16 protein-coding genes are annotated in these 15,822 nt (G+C 74.1%); 7 read left to right on the top strand and 9 right to left on the bottom strand.

Translation table 11 applies throughout. The annotated features are described in order from the left end of the window. Positions 1-75: 75 nt before the first annotated feature. Positions 76-489 carry a hypothetical protein gene (locus tag ACIQPT_RS09110; protein WP_401154257.1) on the top strand — a complete coding sequence of 138 codons (414 nt, stop codon included), beginning with the start codon at positions 76-78 and terminating at the stop codon, positions 487-489. Positions 490-544: 55 nt separating this feature from the next. On the opposite strand, the gene ACIQPT_RS09105 is transcribed toward ACIQPT_RS09110, so the two are convergent. The 7 genes from ACIQPT_RS09105 to fepB all read right to left on the bottom strand — a co-directional run bounded on the left by ACIQPT_RS09105 (position 545) and on the right by fepB (position 9,007). After that, complete coding sequence (locus ACIQPT_RS09105; RefSeq protein ID WP_401154255.1) at positions 545-1,216, bottom strand: hypothetical protein; 672 nt, start codon at positions 1,214-1,216, stop codon at positions 545-547. After that, on the bottom strand, positions 1,213-4,710 hold the full coding sequence (locus ACIQPT_RS09100; RefSeq protein ID WP_401154254.1) for a CHAT domain-containing protein: 3,498 nt from the start codon (positions 4,708-4,710) through the stop codon (positions 1,213-1,215). The genes ACIQPT_RS09105 and ACIQPT_RS09100 overlap by 4 nt, the downstream gene beginning before the upstream one ends. A gap of 126 nt (positions 4,711-4,836) precedes the next feature. After that, positions 4,837-5,292, bottom strand: coding sequence for a Zn-ribbon domain-containing OB-fold protein (locus ACIQPT_RS09095; protein ID WP_401154252.1), 456 nt, complete (start codon positions 5,290-5,292; stop codon positions 4,837-4,839). After that, complete coding sequence (locus tag ACIQPT_RS09090) at positions 5,289-5,741, bottom strand: DoxX family protein (protein WP_401154250.1); 453 nt, start codon at positions 5,739-5,741, stop codon at positions 5,289-5,291. Before ACIQPT_RS09090 ends, ACIQPT_RS09095 begins: the two co-directional genes overlap by 4 nt. Positions 5,742-5,820: 79 nt before the next feature. Further along, a complete protein-coding gene (locus ACIQPT_RS09085; RefSeq protein WP_401154248.1) occupies positions 5,821-6,882 on the bottom strand; it encodes a FecCD family ABC transporter permease in 1,062 nt (353 codons plus the stop codon). After that, positions 6,879-7,958 (bottom strand): FecCD family ABC transporter permease, encoded by a 1,080-nt coding sequence (locus tag ACIQPT_RS09080; protein WP_401154246.1) that lies wholly within the window; start codon positions 7,956-7,958, stop codon positions 6,879-6,881. Before ACIQPT_RS09080 ends, ACIQPT_RS09085 begins: the two co-directional genes overlap by 4 nt. 2 nt (positions 7,959-7,960) lie before the next feature. Then, on the bottom strand, positions 7,961-9,007 hold the full coding sequence (fepB, locus tag ACIQPT_RS09075) for a Fe2+-enterobactin ABC transporter substrate-binding protein (RefSeq protein ID WP_401154245.1): 1,047 nt from the start codon (positions 9,005-9,007) through the stop codon (positions 7,961-7,963). A 227-nt stretch (positions 9,008-9,234) separates the two neighbouring features. On the opposite strand from fepB, the gene ACIQPT_RS09070 reads away from it, so the two are divergent. Beyond that, positions 9,235-10,455, top strand: coding sequence for a flavin-containing monooxygenase (locus ACIQPT_RS09070; protein ID WP_401154244.1), 1,221 nt, complete (start codon positions 9,235-9,237; stop codon positions 10,453-10,455). A 23-nt stretch (positions 10,456-10,478) separates the two neighbouring features. Here the strand turns inward: ACIQPT_RS09070 and ACIQPT_RS09065 are convergent, their stop codons facing one another. Continuing rightward, entirely contained in the window at positions 10,479-11,072 is a 594-nt protein-coding gene (locus ACIQPT_RS09065) for a TetR/AcrR family transcriptional regulator (RefSeq protein WP_401154242.1), read from the bottom strand. 86 nt (positions 11,073-11,158) lie between these two features. Between ACIQPT_RS09065 and ACIQPT_RS09060 the strand changes: the two genes are divergently transcribed. The 4 genes from ACIQPT_RS09060 to ACIQPT_RS09045 all read left to right on the top strand — a co-directional run bounded on the left by ACIQPT_RS09060 (position 11,159) and on the right by ACIQPT_RS09045 (position 13,758). Continuing rightward, positions 11,159-12,241, top strand: a complete 1,083-nt coding sequence (locus ACIQPT_RS09060; protein WP_401154240.1) for a DUF2867 domain-containing protein — start codon at positions 11,159-11,161, stop codon at positions 12,239-12,241. Between the two features lie 51 nt (positions 12,242-12,292). Further along, positions 12,293-12,790, top strand: coding sequence for a hypothetical protein (locus tag ACIQPT_RS09055; protein WP_401154238.1), 498 nt, complete (start codon positions 12,293-12,295; stop codon positions 12,788-12,790). Continuing rightward, positions 12,790-13,137, top strand: coding sequence for a VOC family protein (locus ACIQPT_RS09050; protein ID WP_401154237.1), 348 nt, complete (start codon positions 12,790-12,792; stop codon positions 13,135-13,137). The genes ACIQPT_RS09055 and ACIQPT_RS09050 overlap by 1 nt, the downstream gene beginning before the upstream one ends. 147 nt (positions 13,138-13,284) lie before the next feature. Beyond that, a complete protein-coding gene (locus ACIQPT_RS09045) occupies positions 13,285-13,758 on the top strand; it encodes a carboxymuconolactone decarboxylase family protein (protein ID WP_401154235.1) in 474 nt (157 codons plus the stop codon). Here the strand turns inward: ACIQPT_RS09045 and ACIQPT_RS09040 are convergent. Next, positions 13,755-14,615 carry an NAD(P)H-binding protein gene (locus ACIQPT_RS09040; RefSeq protein WP_401154233.1) on the bottom strand — a complete coding sequence of 287 codons (861 nt, stop codon included), beginning with the start codon at positions 14,613-14,615 and terminating at the stop codon, positions 13,755-13,757. The two genes, ACIQPT_RS09045 and ACIQPT_RS09040, sit on opposite strands and share 4 nt — an antisense overlap. Positions 14,616-14,717: 102 nt before the next feature. On the opposite strand from ACIQPT_RS09040, the gene ACIQPT_RS09035 reads away from it, so the two are divergent. Then, positions 14,718-15,683, top strand: coding sequence for an AraC family transcriptional regulator (locus ACIQPT_RS09035; protein WP_401154232.1), 966 nt, complete (start codon positions 14,718-14,720; stop codon positions 15,681-15,683). Positions 15,684-15,822: the final 139 nt, after the last annotated feature.

The following is a 15,822-nucleotide window of genomic DNA, read 5'->3' as shown; positions in this document are numbered from 1 at the left end:
CACCCTCCCCACATCACGTCGATGTGGACCGTGTCCTGCTGGTCACGCTACGCAGTCGGCGGAATGCTCGTAGCCATGACGAGCAAGAAACTCCCCGAATGGGTACCCATCGCCGGGCACCAACTCCATCTCACCGGTATCCACTTCGACGCCATCCGGCTCCGGGGCATCCGGGGCGAGGCCGTGCTCCAGCATCTGGCCGCCCTGACGGAGGGCGAGCCCGGTCCGGTGGTGCGGGAGATGGCGGGGGCGCGGTGGACGTACTTCCTGATTCCGCCGGGCGCGAGCGAGGGGTACGACTGGCCGCCGGGCGTGAAGTGCTTCGGGCCGGCCACGCGCGACGAGTGGGTGGGCATCCCCGCCCCGGAGGGCAACACCTACCCGCTGAGCTGGCGGTGCGGGGCGCCGGAGGAGGACGAGTTCGTGGATCCGGAGCTGCTGCACGGGCTGGTGCTGGCGCAGTTGGCCCCTGCCGCGGCGGAGGAGTGAGCACCGGAAGCCGGGAGGGCTCACGGTTCACGGGTCACGGGGCACGGGTCACGGGTCACGGGGTCAGCGTGATGCCTTGGGACGTGGGGCCCAGGCGGGCCCGGTACCGGCGGATGCCCCAGCTGCGGTGCTCCAGCTCGGCCGCGACCATCACATCCGCCGTGTTCACCGCACCGGGGACGAGCTCCACCAGGGCCGCCACCGGGTGATCGCCGGCCAGCGGTACGCGGCGCAGGCGTCGGAACTCCCACTGCGGGTCCGGCTGGGACGCCCCGTGGCCGCGTACGATCCACTCCTCCCGGCCGGGGCCCGCCTCCGGCTGCCGCTCGACGCCCACGTCCACGATGCCGGTGCTGACCGTGAAGCTGAGTCCGGTGCCGGGGCCGGACGCCGCCGGGCGGGTGCGTACACCCGGGTCGATGAGCCGGGCGACCGGCCGTACGGCGGGGTCGGGGGTGGTGAGGGCGACGGCCACGGAGGCGTGCCGGAACGCGCCCGGCGTCTGCGGGGTCTCCGGGCGGAAGGAACACACCAGCAGCAGCTGCCGGTACACGCGCCCGGGGGTGGCCTCGACGTGCGCGAGCCAGTCGGCGGGGGCGCTCGCGTGGCCGGCGGGCAGCAGGTCCCAGCCGAAGCTCAGCCGGCCGCGGAGCAGTCCGTCGTCCGCCGGGGCGCCGAGCGTGCGCTCCGGCACGAGGGCGACGTCGTGCAGCTGGACCTCGGTCATACGGTGGCTCCCTTGCTCCGGCCCAGTAGGTAGACGAACGCTCCCCAGTCACGGTATTGGGGGTACCGGGCCCGGGTGGCGGTCTGTGCTGCGCGGAAGGCCTGCTCGGGGTCGTCGGCGAGGTCGGCCTGCCGGTGCAGGTGCTGGAAGAAGTAGGTGGCCGGTTCGGGGCGGACGGCCCACAGGCAGCCGACGACGGCCTGTACGCCGGCGGTGATCAGGGCGGCCGGGACGCCGCGTACGTTGTCCGCCCGGTCGAACCGGCCCAGCGCCGACTCGCACGCGGCGAGCGTGACCAGGCGTACGCCGCTCAGGTCGAGTTCGAGGAAGTCGTGGGCGAGGACCCGGCCGTCGTCGTCATCGTCGGGCGTGAAGTAGAGGCAGTGCAGCCAGGGTGCGTCCTGGTCCATCGTGCCGTGGACGGCGAGGTGGACCACGTCGGCGGTGGCGAGTTCGGCGAGCAGTCCGGCGCGGGTGGCGGCCGGACCGGTCAGCGCGTGCGCACCGACCGCGGCGGCGACCGTCCGGGCGTGCTCCTCCAGCGCGGGTTCGGCGGGCAGACCGTAGGGGACGCCACCGGACCCGGAGGCGAGGACCGCCGTGCGGCGGGGGCGTACGCGGCCGGCGGCGGGGAGAAGCGCTTCGAGCCCGGCGACCGTGACGACGGTCCAGTCGTCGGCGATCATGCGGCCGCCCGCGGCGCGGAGCGCGACCGGCAGGTAGTGCAGTGCGCCGTGCGGCCAGAGCAGGAGACGGTCCTTGCCCCGGGCGCGCCACGCGGCGAGCTGGTCGCCGTCGGGGAGCGGCAGTTCGTGGCCCGTCAGCAGCCTGCGCCCCTCCGGGGTCACCTCGCCGAAGAGCGGGTCGCGTTCGACCTCCGTCCGGACCGCCTCGACCAGGTCGGCGACGGGATGCCGGTCGGCGTACGCCTCGGCGCCCTCCGGTCCGCCGTCTTCGGGGTCGCCGAGCTGCACGGTGATCGCGCTGCCCTCGCGGGTGACGGCGAGCAGGACGGCCGCGCCGTTCACCGCGGTGGGCAGGAACCAGGTGAGGAGGACCGTACGGTCGTCGAGCAGTTCTCCGGTCCGGGCCCATAGGTGTTCGTCGTCCACGAACGCCGCCGAGCGGCTGCGCAGTTCGTCGTCGATGAACGAGGAGATGCGGCGGCGCAGGTTACGGGCGAACTCCTCGCGGTCGTCGCCGCCGTCGCCGCCTTCGCCATCGCCTTCACCGTCGTCGCCGGGGCGGTGGTCCCCGTCCAGCACGTCGAGCAGGTTCGCCGTCCCACCGCCGACAGCGGTGGGGCTCTCCAGCGCGCGGAGTTTCCCGATGTAGTTCTCGATGTGCGCGGGCCGGGTGATCGCGCCGTCGATCCGGCGCCACGCGCCCGCCTCCGGCCCCTTGCCCGCCTGGTGGAGTCCGAGCATCAGCGCCACCGGCATCGACTCGATCTCGACGGTCAGTTGCCATACGGCGGCGTGGACGAGGTCGCGCAGTACTTCGCCGAGCGCGGGGGCGCCGCTGGTGTCGAAGTTCGGGAGGTCGACGATGAGCGCGTACACGGCGTTCCTGAGGTCCTCGCCGCTGAGCCTCGGTATCTCCTGGAGGACGGGCAGCAGGCATGCCTGGGCCAGATCCTGCTGGTTCAGCGAGGCGTAGGAGAGTGCCGCGTACGTGGAGTGGCCCCACGGGAACGGGACTCTGCCCGCCACCGGCTCGCCCTGCTCCACGGCCAGGCGGTAGAGGTCCGCCGTCAGCAGTCTGATCCCCGCACTGCCTCCCGGTCCCGCCTGCCGCAGGAGGGCGGCGCCCAGCGCGGGCTGCCGCCGGTCGCGGGCGTGGGCGGCCGTGTGCAGCAGAGCGGCGGAGCGCTGCGCCGGGGTCCAGTCGGCCGGAAAGGACTCCGGGAGTGGGCCGGGGCCGGGGCAGTCGGTGGGGTCGTCGGGCAGGGCGTGCAGCCGGGCCTCCGCCCGTTGGCGGCGGTGCGCGGGGCCGCCCTGGGCCAGGGGAGAGCGGTCGGCCCAGTCCAGCGCCGCGCGCAGGAGCGGCCGGTCGGCGCGTTCCCGGGCGAGGTTGATCCCCTGGTCCACGGTCCGGGCGGCGACGGCGGCGCCATATGCGGAGAGGAAGGCGGGCACGTCCGAGCCGAACACGTTCTCGCGCACCACGTCGGCGAAGCCGGCGGGCGCGTCGTCCACCGACCGGAGGAGGAAGAGCAGCAGATCCGGCGGGGCGGCGGCACGTACGGCGAGCAGGGCGTCGAACGCGGCCCGCGCGGTCGCCCGGTCCACGCCACCGTCCTCTTCCGCGACCACCTGCGCCAGCGCGGCCAGGATCCTGGGGCGCAGCGCACTGCCGGGACCGCTCTCGCGTTCGTCCGACTCGGCGGCCCGTGCCAGCAGTCGCCCTGCCTCGTCGCGCAGCTGCTGATCGAACCGCAACGGCCACGCTCCGCCGAACCACGGCCGGTACAGCGGCGACCGGTACAGGTCCGCGGTGAGCTGGGCGGCCCGTACCGTCCCTTCCTCCCCGGCGTAGGCGTCGCCGCCCAGGTCCTCCGGCCCCCGGGCCGCCAGCCGCAGCCGGGCGGCCGCCAGGAGCGCCGCCGCCAGGCCCGGGGCGCCCTCCAGCCGCTCGATCAGGCGGCCGGCCAGCTCGTCGGCGTCCTCGAACACCGGGCGCTCGCACCGCTCCGCGAGGACCGGGGCCGCGCTCTCGACCGTACGCAGCGCCGCATCCCGCCAGACGGGCTCCGCCCCGCACTCCTCGGCGACCTCGGCCACCAACCGCCAGTAGAGGTACAGGAGATCGGCCGCTCCGCCCCGGCTCCGGGCCCCCTCCGCGACCAGCAGGTCCAGCAGCGCCCCGGCGGACAGCTCGTGGGCCTCCTCCAGGCTCCGCCGCACCCGTTCCAGCTCACGCGCCCGCCGCTTGGCCACGTCGAGCGACAGCACCCGGTCCCGTACGTGGAGCACCAGTTCCAGCAGGACGGACACCGGGTCGAGGACGTAGGTGAACGTGGGCGGCCCGGCGGCCTCGTCGCCGGGCGGCCCGAACCGCACCCGGCCGGCGCAGACCATCCCCTGCTGTGTCTCGTACGTCAGCACGGCGGCCATGTCGTCGGAGGACGGCAGCACATGGGACACCACCAGGACCAGCGACCCCGTGCCGGCCACCGACTCCAGCCAGCCGGGCGGCAGATCCAGGTCGAGGTCGTAGGCCAGCTCCAGGCCGCCGGGGCCGAAGACGGAGACGATGCCCTCCGCGTCCCGGTGGACGCACCACCGGGCGTCCACGGGCCCTCCGAACGGCAACGCGTCCAGGGAGGTGAGCGTGGGCAGCCCCCGCACCTGCGCCAGGGTGGCCAGGCTTCCGCCCGCCCCGGCACCGGTGAACGGCCCGAGCCCCGCCTGTCCCACCGCGAGACCGGCGTGCCGGACGCCGTCCGCTTCCGCCAGGAACGCCCAGCCCGTGATCTCCCCCGACCGCCGCACGCCGCCCCCTCGCACCCCTGAATCGTGGCTCCGGCCACCCTTCCACAGGCACCGGCCGCACACAGGCGGCTTCCGGGCACGGCCGGCCGATCACCGAGATCCAGCGGCCGAGGTCCGCCAGGCCGGTCAGGATCCGGGCCGGAAGACCGCCACGGCCTCGCCGCCCTCCCCGCCCCCGCCCTCCTCCGCGCCCCGGAACGTGACCGTCAGCCCCATCCCGATGCGGAGGTCGGCGGGCGCGCACTCCACGATCTCCGTCATCATCCGGGGCCCCTCGGCGAGGTCGACGACGGCGGCGACGTACGGGACGCGCCCGCCGAAAGGCGGCAGGTCGTTGCGGTGGACGACGGACCACGTGTAGAGGGTCGCCTCCCCGCTCGCGCGCTCCCACCCGACGTCCTCGCTCCAGCAGTACGGGCAGAACTCCCGCGGATAGTGATGCGCCCGGCCGCACCCGGCGCAGCGACGGATCAACAGCCGCCCCTCCCCCGCCGCATCCCAGTAGGGGCGGGTGAAGGCATCCGGCTCGGGCAGATCGAAGCGCGGCCCCGCCGCGCGCCCCGGAGGCGTCCCCGGGCTCACAGGAACAGCCCGAACGCCGCGTCCAGCGACCACGTCTGCCAGGCCATGGCGAACAGGGCCACCAGCGAGATCAGCGCCATCATCGCGTTCTGCCCCTGCTCGGCCCAGTCGTGGATCATCAGGACCAGGTAGAGGAGGTTGAGGAGGAGGCCCGCGACGAGGGCGACCGGGGTCAGGAAGCCGGTCACCAGGCCGAGCCCCAGGGCCAGTTCGGCGTAGACGACGACGTACGCCATCACCTTCGGACGGGGTTCGACGATCCGCCGGAAGCCCGTGCGCACCACGCCCCAACGATGCTTGCCCGCGACGTCCGCCGCCCAGGCGATGCCCGTGCCCCGCTCGAACCAGCCCTTCTTGTCCTTGTGCCGCCAGCTCTCCAGCCACCACAGGCCAAGGCCTATGCGCAGGACGGCGAGCCATTCCGCACCGCTGAGCCAGATCGTCTGCATCGGCCCTCCACTCCACATTTCCTGACGGTACGTCAGTTCACCGGATGGAGGCCGACCGCGCAAGAGGTCTGCGCAGTCCTCAGCGCCGCCGCCCGCGTCCCAGCAGCCACGCCAGATAGACGCCACCCAGCGCTCCCGTGACCACACCCACGGGGAGCGGGCCCGCCGTCGGCAGGGAGACGGCGACCAGGTCGGAGGCGGAGAGCAGCAGGGCCCCCATCGCGGCGGCGGGCAGCAGCCCCGTTCCCGTACCGCGACTGAGCCGGCGGGCCAACTGCGGTGCGCAGAGCGCCACGAACACGATCGGGCCGGCCGCCGACACCGCCACCGCGCTGAGCCCGACCGCGATCAGGAGCACGAGGACGCGGGTGCGGCCCGCGTCGACGCCCAGGCCCCCCGCCGCCGCGTCGCCCATCTCCAGCAGGTCCAGGCGGCGGACGACCGGGAGCGCGGCCAGCAGGAGGCCCCCCAGGCAGAGCAGGGCGGGCAGGACCTGGTGGCGTTCGGCGGACCCGAGGCTGCCGATCAGCCAGAGCTGGGCGGACTGCGCGTGGTCGAGGGCGGCCCGGGTGAGCAGGTACGCGTTGACCGAGGCGAGCAGCGAGCCGACCGCGATCCCGGCGAGGATCAGCCGGTTGCCCCGGAACGAGCCGCGCCGGGCGAGGAGTTGGACGACGACCGCCGCGGCCAGTCCGCCGGCCGCCGCGCCGGCCGCCACGTACGCCGGGTCGCCGTGCAGCAGGACCAGCAACGCACCGGTCGCCGCACCGGAGTTGAAGCCCACGATGTCCGGGCTGCCGAGCGGGTTGCGGGAGAGCTGCTGGAACAGCGCCCCGGCCGCGCCCAGTGCCGCGCCGACGACGAGGCCGAGGGCCACCCGGGGCAGCCGCAGCTCCAGGACGACGAACGCGGCCTGCTCCGAGCCCGCGCCGAAGAGTGCGCCCAGCACTTCGGCCGGCGGTACGAGGCCGTCCCGGGTGAGCGCGAGCGCCCCGCTGCCCGCCGCGAGGAGGGTCAGGAGGAGCGTGATGGTCAGGGGGCGGGGGCGGATGCGGAGGGAGAGGCGGCCGGGGGTGAGCCGGAGGGTGCGATGGGCGGGGCCCCGGCCCCGTACGGCCATGGGCTCGGCGGGAGCGCTCATGCCGCCGCCACCGCCTTCCGCGCCTCCCGCGCCTTCCCCGTCTTCCGCGTCTCCCTCGTCTTCCGCGTCGCGGAGCGCCTGTTGCGGCCGATCAGCCAGATCAGTACGGGCGCGCCCACGAACGCCGTCACGATGCCCACCTGGATCTCGGCGGGGCGCGCGATCACCCGGCCCACGATGTCCGCGACGAGCAGCAGTCCGGCCCCGATGAGGACCGCGTACGGCATCAGGCGGCGGTGGTCGGGGCCGGTCAGCAGGCGGGCCACGTGCGGGGCGACCAGGCCGATGAAGCCGACCGGGCCGATCGCGGCGGTCGCCGCGCCGCTCAGCAGCACCGTGGCGAGCGTCCCGAGCAGGCGTACGCGTCCGGGGGCGACGCCCAGCGCGCGGCCCGCCTCGTCGCCGAGGGCGAAGGCGTTGAGCGCGGGCGCGACGGTGAGGGCGAGGACCGCGCCGACCAGGAGGAACGGCGACACCTCCCACAGCACCGGGAGTTCGCGGCCGGAGAGGGTGCCGACGGACCAGATGCGCAGGGTCCCGTACGCGTCCGCGTCCAGCACCCCGAGCCCGCTGACGACCGCGCCGAGCACGGCGGTGACGGCCACTCCCGCGAGCACGAGCCCTTCGGGGGTGCCGCGCCCCGCTCCCCGGCCGCCGAGCAGATACACGACCACCACCGCGGCCGCCGCCCCGAGCAGCGCCCACCAGACGACGGCGTGCAGTGAGCGCGTACCGAGCAGGACGGTCGCGGCGACCACGGCGCAGGCGGCCCCGGTGTTGACGCCGAGGATGCCGGGGTCGGCCAGGGGGTTACGGGTCAGCCCCTGCATCACCGCCCCGGCGAGGCCGAGCGCCGCCCCGGCGGTGACAGCGAGCAGCGTGCGCGGCACCCGGACCTCCCGGACGATCGAGGCGTGCGGGGCGTCGGGGTCGAGCAGTGCGGCGAGCACCTCGGCCGGGGGCACGGGCTGCGCGCCCACGGCGAGGCCGCCGGCCACGGCGAGGGCCAGGAGGAGCAGCCCCGCCGTGAGCCCGGCGGCGTACCGCGCGCGGGCGGCGGATTTCCTGGGGACCACCGTCAGCCGAAGGCCTTCTCGATCTTGTCGATCAGGTTGCCCGCGCTGTAGTAGTCCAGCCGGAAGGTGTCCAGGCCGAGGTCGTACACGCGCTTGTCCTCGACGGCGGCCAGGTCCTTCCAGACCGGGCGCGCGGTGGCGGCGGTGATCTCCTCGGGGGTGTGGCTGACGAAGAGGAGCGAGCTGTCCTTCGCGGTGTCGGCGACCTTCTCCTGGCTGAACTCCGCGAAGTCCGAACGCCCGCCCTGCGTCTGGCCCTTGCCGGCCGGCGGCTCCAGAACGGTGAAGCCGAGCGAGGTGAGCAGCCGGCCCTGGGCGGACTCGGCGGTGAAGACGGTCATCGCGGACTGGTTGTCGCGGACGAGCGCGGCGGACTGCTTCGGCACGGTGATGGCGGCCTTGACCTCGCCGACCCGCTTGTCGTGCGCGGCGACGACCTCGCCCGCGCGCTTCTCCAGGCCGAGGTCCTTGCCGAGGCGGGCCGTCAGGTCCTGCCAGGAGACGTCGTCGTGGCGGTAGAGGAGGGTGGGGGCGACGGCGGAGAGCTTGTCGTAGAACTTCTCGGCGTTCTCCGCGCCGGAGGAGGCGCCCACGATCAGGTCGGGCTTCAGCGCGAGGACCTTCTCCACGTCGGGCTCGAAGCCCTGATAGGCGACCTTGACGCTGTTCTTCGCGGCGGCCTCGGACCACTGGCTGAAGAAGCCCTGCTTGTCGGTGATGACCGAGGGCGGGGTGGCCTGGGAGGCGACGACCGGGGCGTCGAGCGCGAGCAGGTGGCCGGTCATGGTGACGCTGACCGAGACGATCCGCTTCGGCTGGGCGGGCACCTTCTCGGTGGTCCCGGCGTCGTGCTTCACGGTCCTGGTGGCGGCCGCCTTGTCACCGCCCTTGGTGTCCGCGTCGCCCCCGCCCTCGCCCCCGCCGCCGCACGCGGTGAGCGCGAGAAGCCCGGCGGCGAGCACCGCCACGCCCTTGAACCGGGCCCGGAGCCCTCCGGATCCCCATCCCCCGCGACCGGTCGCTGTCCGGGCCAACTGTCTGCCGTTCATGTACGTCCCACCCCTTCGACCATCGGGTGGGCGCGCGGCACGGCACCGCGCGACTGCCCCCGGAGGTCACTCCACCATCAATCCAAGCAAGGTTAGCCTTACCTTAGATGGAGCAAGGTGGCACGAAAGGCGCCCGAGCAGGACATCACGGACCCCGTGATCAATTCGCAATCGTTTTCCCTCTTGACCGAGACCCATCAACAGAGTGGGCGATTACGCTCCGAACCATGCCCAACAGCCCGTCCACCGCAGCCAGTCACCATCACGACGCCGTCGCCCTCACCGACCGTACGGACGACCGTCCCGTCTACGTCATCGGCGGCGGCCCCGGAGGCCTCGCCGCCGCTGCCGCGCTGCGTGCCCGGGGTGTACGGGCGGTGGTCCTGGAGAAGTCGGACCGGGTCGGCGCGTCCTGGCGCGGCCACTACGACCGGCTGCGTCTGCACACGACCCGCCGCTGGTCGGCGCTGCCGGGGCTGAAGATGCCGCGCAGGTTCGGGCGTTGGGTGGGCCGGGACGACGTCGTGCGGTATCTGGAGAAGTACACCGAGCACCACGGGCTCGAAGTGGTGACCGGCGTCGAGGTGACACGGATCGACCCGGCCCCCGACGGCTCCGGCGACTGGCAGCTCACCGCGACGGGCGGGCGGGTCCTGCGGGGCCGCGCGGTCGTCGTCGCCACCGGCTTCAACCACACCCCGCGCGTCCCCCGGTGGCCGGGGAGCGAGACGTTCACGGGCGAGCTGGTGCACGCGGCGGGATACCGCAACCCGGCCCCGTACGCGGACCGGGACGTCCTGGTCGTCGGCATCGGCAACACGGGCGCGGAGATCGCGGCGGACCTGGCGGAGGGCGGGGCCTCCCGGGTACGGATCGCGGTACGCACCGCCCCGCACATCGTGCGCCGCTCGACGGCGGGCGTACCCGCGCAGGCGGCGGGCATCCTGGTCCGCCACGTGCCGGTGTGGCTCGTCGACCGGGCGAGCGGTGTGCTGAGCCGCGTCGCCTCCCCCGACCTCACCGGCCATGGCCTCCCCCGGCCCACGACGGGCCTCTACTCCCGCACGAAGAAGGGCGCGATCCCGGTCCAGGACGTCGGCCTGGTGGCGGCGGTGAAGGCCGGCCGGGTCACCCCGGTGGCGACGGTCGCCTCCTTCGACAAGGACACGGTGGTCCTGGCCGACGGCACCCGCCTCACCCCGGACGCCGTCATCACGGCCACCGGCTACGACCGCGCCCTGGAGCCGCTGCTCGGCCACCTGGACGTCCTGGACGGACAGGGCCGCCCGGTCACCCACGGCGGCCGCTCGCCGAAGGGGGCCCCGGGGCTCTACTTCACCGGCTTCACCAACCCGATCAGCGGGATGCTCCGCGAACTGGCCCTGGACGCCGAGAAGATCGCCAAGAGGGTGGCACGGACCGGCGCCGGCCGCTCGGCGCGCGGCTGAACGGGGCCGCCCGGGCCAGACCCTCAGGGCTGCGCCGCCCCGCCCGGGCCGCCGTCGTCCTGGTCGAGCACGCGCCGCAACACCATGCCCTCGACTTCGTCGTGCGTCCGCCCCCCGTGGTCGAAAGCGATGAAGTGGGCCGCCATCCATACCGACGTCACGATGGTGCAGCGGACTTCCACCTCGTCCTCGTCGTGGCAGAACTCCCGGAACAGCTCCCGCAGATAGTCCATCCTCCGGCGGTCGACGCGCCGCAGCCGATGCGCGACAGCGGGATCGCGCCGCGACCACTCCCGGATCGCCAGCTCCGTGCTCATCTCGGCGGTCACGCCTTCCCGGCTTCCCGCGATGCGGAACAGATGGCGCAGGCGAGCCCGCGCGTCGCCGCCTTCGGCACGGACGCTCTCGATGATGGCGTCGGTGACATCGCGCTCCCAGGCGTCGAGCATCTCCTCCAGCAGCGCGCGGCGGTCGGCGAAATAGCCGTAGAAGCCGCCCTTGGTCACGCCGAGCGACCTTGCCAGCACCTCGATCCGCACGGCGTCCGGCCCCCCGGCCGCGAGCGCGCGCAGTCCGGCGTCGATCCACGCCGCGCGGGGCGTCCTGGCGCTTGCCACCCGAATTCTCCCACCTTCTGTACGGCACCGTATAGAAGCGGCTATCCTACGTGTATACGGTGCCGTACAGAAGGTGGGTACCCCTGATGACCCGACTGCCCGACCACGTCCACACCGAGCGCCCCTGGCGCATCCACGAACTCACCGGCGACTTCCGGGTCGAGGACGTGTGGGCCGTGCGCACGCCCGGTGCCGGGCCGGACGACTTCCCCGCGCTGCTCGCCGCGATGCAGGCGTCCGCCGGACCCGCGAAGGACCCCCTGCCGTCCCGGTTCCTGTTCGCGGTGCGCCGGAGGATCGGCGCCCTCCTGGGGTGGGACAAGCCCCTGACGGGCGCCGGGGATCCCGCCCCGTCGCTGCGCGGCTGCCTGCCGCGCGACCTCCGCGAGGCCCCCGGCCGCTCCGACGCCGGGCTCGCCCCGCTCGCCTCCCTGTACGAGCTCGACGACGAGTGTGCCCTCGAGCGGGCGACCACGTCCGTCCACGCGGTCATCCACCTGGGGTGGGCGCCGGTCGGAAGCGGTGGATACGAGCTGCGCATGGCGGTCCTCGTGAAGCCCAACGGTCTGCGCGGGCGGCTGTACATGGCCGCCATCGCGCCGTTCCGACGCCTCATCGTCTTCCCGGCGCTCGTACGGCAGAGGGAACAGGCGTGGCGGGACCGCGGCCGACCGGGTGGGGAGGGCGGCGGCGCGACTGCCGTCGGCCGGGCCGTGGGGACGCACGAGATCCCCGAGTCCACCCGTGCTCTCAGCTCACTGCCGCGCATCGACTACGCCGACGTGTTCACCCTCTCCACGGACGCAAGCGCGGACACGACAGCCGAGCTGTGGGCGCGCGCCCTGTTCGGCGACGTCCCCAGTCCCGCGGAGCGGCTGATCTGGCGGGGATTCCTCGGACTCCGGCTCAGCCGGGGGCGGTCGCCCGACACCGTGGCCGGATGGCGGATCGCCGAACGCGGCGAGGACTGGATCCGGCTCGAAGCGGCATCGTGGTTCCTGACCGGCAACCTCGTCGTCCGGGCGGCCGACGGGCGCGTGTCGCTGGGCACGTTCCTGCGCTACGACCACCGGTTGGCCCGTGCCGTGTGGACCCCGTTGTCCGCCGTCCACCGCCGTCTGGCCCCCGGGCTGCTCCGCGACGCGGCGGCCACCGTACGGGCGGCCTGACGGGGCGGACTGTCGGAGCTCCTCAGCAGGGTGCGAAATAGGGTGCGCTCCATGAGCGATGTCTACGAACTGACCGTGACGGTCGACCTGCGCGAGGAGCTGTCGGAACAGCAACTGGCCGAGCTGCGCTGGCATCTGGGACTCGGACCGCGGCCCGGACACCTCACCGTCGTGACCGAGTTCCCGTGCGTGGTGGTCGACGACGACGGGGTACCGCGGATCGAGAACGAGCCCCGCCCCCTGCTGGCCGGCGTCGGACCGGCGTGGCGGACGGCGGGCGCGCTCTGCTCGGCGCTGGCCGCCCGTGACGGTCTGGCCGGCGGGGGCTGGGCCCTGACCTCCCGGACCGAGATCCACCCGGACGAGGCGGAGGAGGTCGGCGCTCTGCTCCGCTGGCTCGCCGAGCGCGTCCACGACACCCACCGGCAGGACGACGGCACGGTGTGGCTCGGCCACTACCGTGCGCACGAGGACCGGACGCCGAGCCCCCTCCACGTCGGCGACGGCCGGGTCAGCCTGGTGGAGGACCTTCTCCCGGGGAGTCGATGATGACCGTTCGCCGTGTCGTGCCCAACATCCGTGTCCAGGCGGTGGAGGAGAGCCGGGAGTTCTACGGCCTGCTCGGCTTCGAGGAGGTCATGAACCTCGGCTGGATCACCACCGTCGCCTCGCCGTCCCGCCCCCGGGAGCAGGTCAGCTTCATGACCCACGACCTGACGGCCCCGGTGGTCCCCGACATGAGCGTCGAGGTGGACGACGTGGACGCGGCCTACGCGGCGGTGCGGGAGAGCGGGGCGGAGATCGTCCATCCGCTCCAGGACGAGGAGTGGGGCGTACGGAGGTTCTTCGTCCGCGATCCCAACGGCCGGGTGGTCAACGTCCTGAGCCACCGCTGAAGCGTGCGGGCACCGGCCCCGCCCCCGCCCCGGGGGATGCGACATCCGGGTGCGCGGGTGACGCCCGTCACGCTCCCGGATGTCACATCCTCCGGGGCCGGTTCCGTCCGGTGTGTGTAGCCACTGACGACAGCAGAGGAGCACACCATGAACGCCCGACTCAACGCCTACGCCAACCCGCTCGCGGGCAAGCTCGTCAAGCACCTGGTCGCGGCGAACAAGGTCGTCGAGGAGACCGGTCTGCCCGCGGTGACGCAGGAGCTGGTGAAGATCCGCGCGAGCCAGATCAACGGCTGCGGCTTCTGCCTGGACATGCACACCAAGGAAGCCATCGCGGCCGGTGAGACCTCGCTGCGGCTCAACCTGATCGCCGCCTGGCGGGACGCCACCGTCTTCACCGACGCCGAGCGCGCCGCACTGGAGCTGACGGAGCAGGGCACCCGCATCGCGGACGCGGCGGGCGGGGTCCCGGACGACGTCTGGGCGAACGCCGCCAAGCACTACGACGAGGAGCAGCTCCTCGCCCTGGTCTCCCTGATCGCCATCATCAACACCTTCAACCGGCTGAACGTGATGCTCCAGCAGCCGGCCGGGGGCTACCAGGTGGGCCAGCTCGGCTAGAGGGACTGCGCCCAGACCCCCGTGGCCGCGATGCGGCGCGCCCACGGTTCCAGGTCCGCCGCCTCCCGGCCGAGCACCTGGCGGACGCCGTCGGTCACCTCGGCCGAGTGGCCCGCGCGGTGCAGGGCGAACATCGCGCCCAGGGAGTCGGCGGCGGTCTCCGGCCAGTCCTGGGCGAGGAGTTCGGCGCGGTACGCCTCCGGGGTCAGCTCCTCGTAGCGGATGGGGCGGCCCGCCGCGCGGGCGATGGTCTCCGTGGCCTCGGCGAAGGTGAGGGCGCGGGGGCCGGACAGTTCGTAGGTGCGACCCGCGTGGCCGTCCTCGGTGAGGACGGCCACCGCGACCGCCGCCACGTCGTCGGCGTCGACGAAGGGTTCGGGCATGTCCCCGATCGGCAGGCCGAGGCGGCCCGCGCGGAGCGGGGCCCGCCACAGGTCCTCGTCGAAGTTCTGGAAGAAGTTGTTGGGGCGCAGGAGGGTCCACTCGGCCCCGGACTCCCGGACCGCGTCCTCCGCCGCCGCCATGCCCTGGCCGAAGTCCTCGCCCGCCTTCTCGATGCCGTGGCCGGAGAGGACCACGAAGCGGCGGACCCCGGACGCCTCGGCGCGGGTCACGAACTCCTTGACGGGGGACGGGTCGTCGGGGGCGACCAGGTAGAGGGCGTCGGCCCCGGCGAGGGCGGGCCCCCAGGTGTCGGGGAGGGTCCAGTCGAAGCGGACCTCGCCGGAGCGGGAGGCCGGCCGGACCGCGGCCGTGCCGGCCGCGCGCAGCCGGGACACGACCCGGCGGCCGGTCTTGCCGGTCGCCCCGAGGACGAGGATGCCGGACGGGGTGCGGTGCGTGCTCTTCGTCGTCATGGGCCCAGTCCATCGCGGCGGCCCCTTCCGGCCCATGGGCAACCGTCCGTCGTCCATAGGTGATCGTCCGGCGCGCCCGCGACTCTGCCTAGGCTGGACGGCATGGACGTGTTCGACGAGCTGTTGCGGGGCGTGCGGGGCAGGGGCGCGGTGTTCGGCCATTCGGTGCTGAGGGCGCCGTGGTCGCTGCGGTTCACGGACGGGGCGTATCTGACCCTGTGCCTGCCGTTGCGGGGTGCGGGGTGGCTCGTGCCGGAGGGCGGCGAGCCACTGCGGGTGGAGGTCGGCGAGGCGGCGATCGTGCGGGGTCCGGCCCCGTTCGTCTTCACCGACGACCCGGCCGACGGTACGGGGACGGGGGCGGGGCGGGCCCGCGGCGTACGGGAGGTGCACTGGGGCCAGGTCCGGGACACCGGGACCCCGCCGGAGCGCGGACCCGAACTCGACAACCCCACCGTGCTGTTGGCCGCCACCTATGACGTACAGGCGCAGGTTCCCCAGCGGCTCCTGCGGGCGCTTCCGCCGGCCCTGGTGGTGCCCGACGAGGTGGACTGCGCACCGATGCGCGACTACCTGGAGACGCAGCTCGGCGGCGGGCGGCCGGGCGACCAGATCGTGCTCGACCGGCTGCTGGACTGGATGCTGGTGTGCACGCTGCGGGACTGGTTCGACCGGCCCGAGGCGGATCCGCCGGGGTGGTACGGGGCGCTCGGCGACGAGGTGGCGGGGCCGGCCCTGCGGGCGATGCACGAGGACCCGGCGCACCCCTGGACGACGGCGGAGCTGGCGAGCCGGGCGGGGGTGTCCCGGACGACGCTGGCGAAGCGGTTCACGGAGCTCGTCGGGGACGGCCCGGTGGCCTACCTCACCGAGTGGCGGATGACCCTGGCGGCGGACCTGCTGACCAGCCCGGAGCTGACCGTGGCGGCCGTGGCCCGGCGGGTCGGCTACGCGGACGCGTTCGGTTTCAGCGCGGCGTTCAAGCGGCTGCGCGGGGAGAGCCCGAGCGCGTTCCGGCGGGAGGCGTCGGCACTCGGCGGGGTGGAGGCGGCGGCCCCGGCGGGGTGAGACGCGTCCGGGCCTCGGGAGGGGGCCCCGGGGGGCCGAGGGCCGGGGGGCCGGGGGGCCGAGGACCGGGGGGCCGAGGACCGGGGGCCGAGGACCCGGGAACCCACGGCTGCCCTCTCCCCGTCCAGCCCCGCCCTCT

Origin of the sequence: Streptomyces sp. NPDC091289 (genome assembly GCF_044757365.1) — a bacterium.
Classification (GTDB): Bacteria; Actinomycetota; Actinomycetes; order Streptomycetales; family Streptomycetaceae; genus Streptomyces.
Note: the sequence above shows the minus strand (reverse complement) of the source record. Positions and strands in the feature narration are given on the sequence as shown.

Excerpts from the sequence above, each read along its gene's own strand:
- ACIQPT_RS09110 (WP_401154257.1), top strand. The coding sequence starts at position 76 with ATGACGAGCAAGAAACTCCCCGAATGGGTACCCATCGCCGGGCACCAA.
- ACIQPT_RS09105 (WP_401154255.1), bottom strand. The coding sequence starts at position 1,216 with ATGACCGAGGTCCAGCTGCACGACGTCGCCCTCGTGCCGGAGCGCACG.
- ACIQPT_RS09090 (WP_401154250.1), bottom strand. The coding sequence starts at position 5,741 with ATGCAGACGATCTGGCTCAGCGGTGCGGAATGGCTCGCCGTCCTGCGC.
- ACIQPT_RS09085 (WP_401154248.1), bottom strand. The coding sequence starts at position 6,882 with ATGAGCGCTCCCGCCGAGCCCATGGCCGTACGGGGCCGGGGCCCCGCC.
- fepB (WP_401154245.1), bottom strand. The coding sequence starts at position 9,007 with ATGAACGGCAGACAGTTGGCCCGGACAGCGACCGGTCGCGGGGGATGG.
- ACIQPT_RS09070 (WP_401154244.1), top strand. The coding sequence starts at position 9,235 with ATGCCCAACAGCCCGTCCACCGCAGCCAGTCACCATCACGACGCCGTC.
- ACIQPT_RS09060 (WP_401154240.1), top strand. The coding sequence starts at position 11,159 with ATGACCCGACTGCCCGACCACGTCCACACCGAGCGCCCCTGGCGCATC.
- ACIQPT_RS09055 (WP_401154238.1), top strand. The coding sequence starts at position 12,293 with ATGAGCGATGTCTACGAACTGACCGTGACGGTCGACCTGCGCGAGGAG.
- ACIQPT_RS09050 (WP_401154237.1), top strand. The coding sequence starts at position 12,790 with ATGACCGTTCGCCGTGTCGTGCCCAACATCCGTGTCCAGGCGGTGGAG.
- ACIQPT_RS09045 (WP_401154235.1), top strand. The coding sequence starts at position 13,285 with ATGAACGCCCGACTCAACGCCTACGCCAACCCGCTCGCGGGCAAGCTC.
- ACIQPT_RS09040 (WP_401154233.1), bottom strand. The coding sequence starts at position 14,615 with ATGACGACGAAGAGCACGCACCGCACCCCGTCCGGCATCCTCGTCCTC.
- ACIQPT_RS09035 (WP_401154232.1), top strand. The coding sequence starts at position 14,718 with ATGGACGTGTTCGACGAGCTGTTGCGGGGCGTGCGGGGCAGGGGCGCG.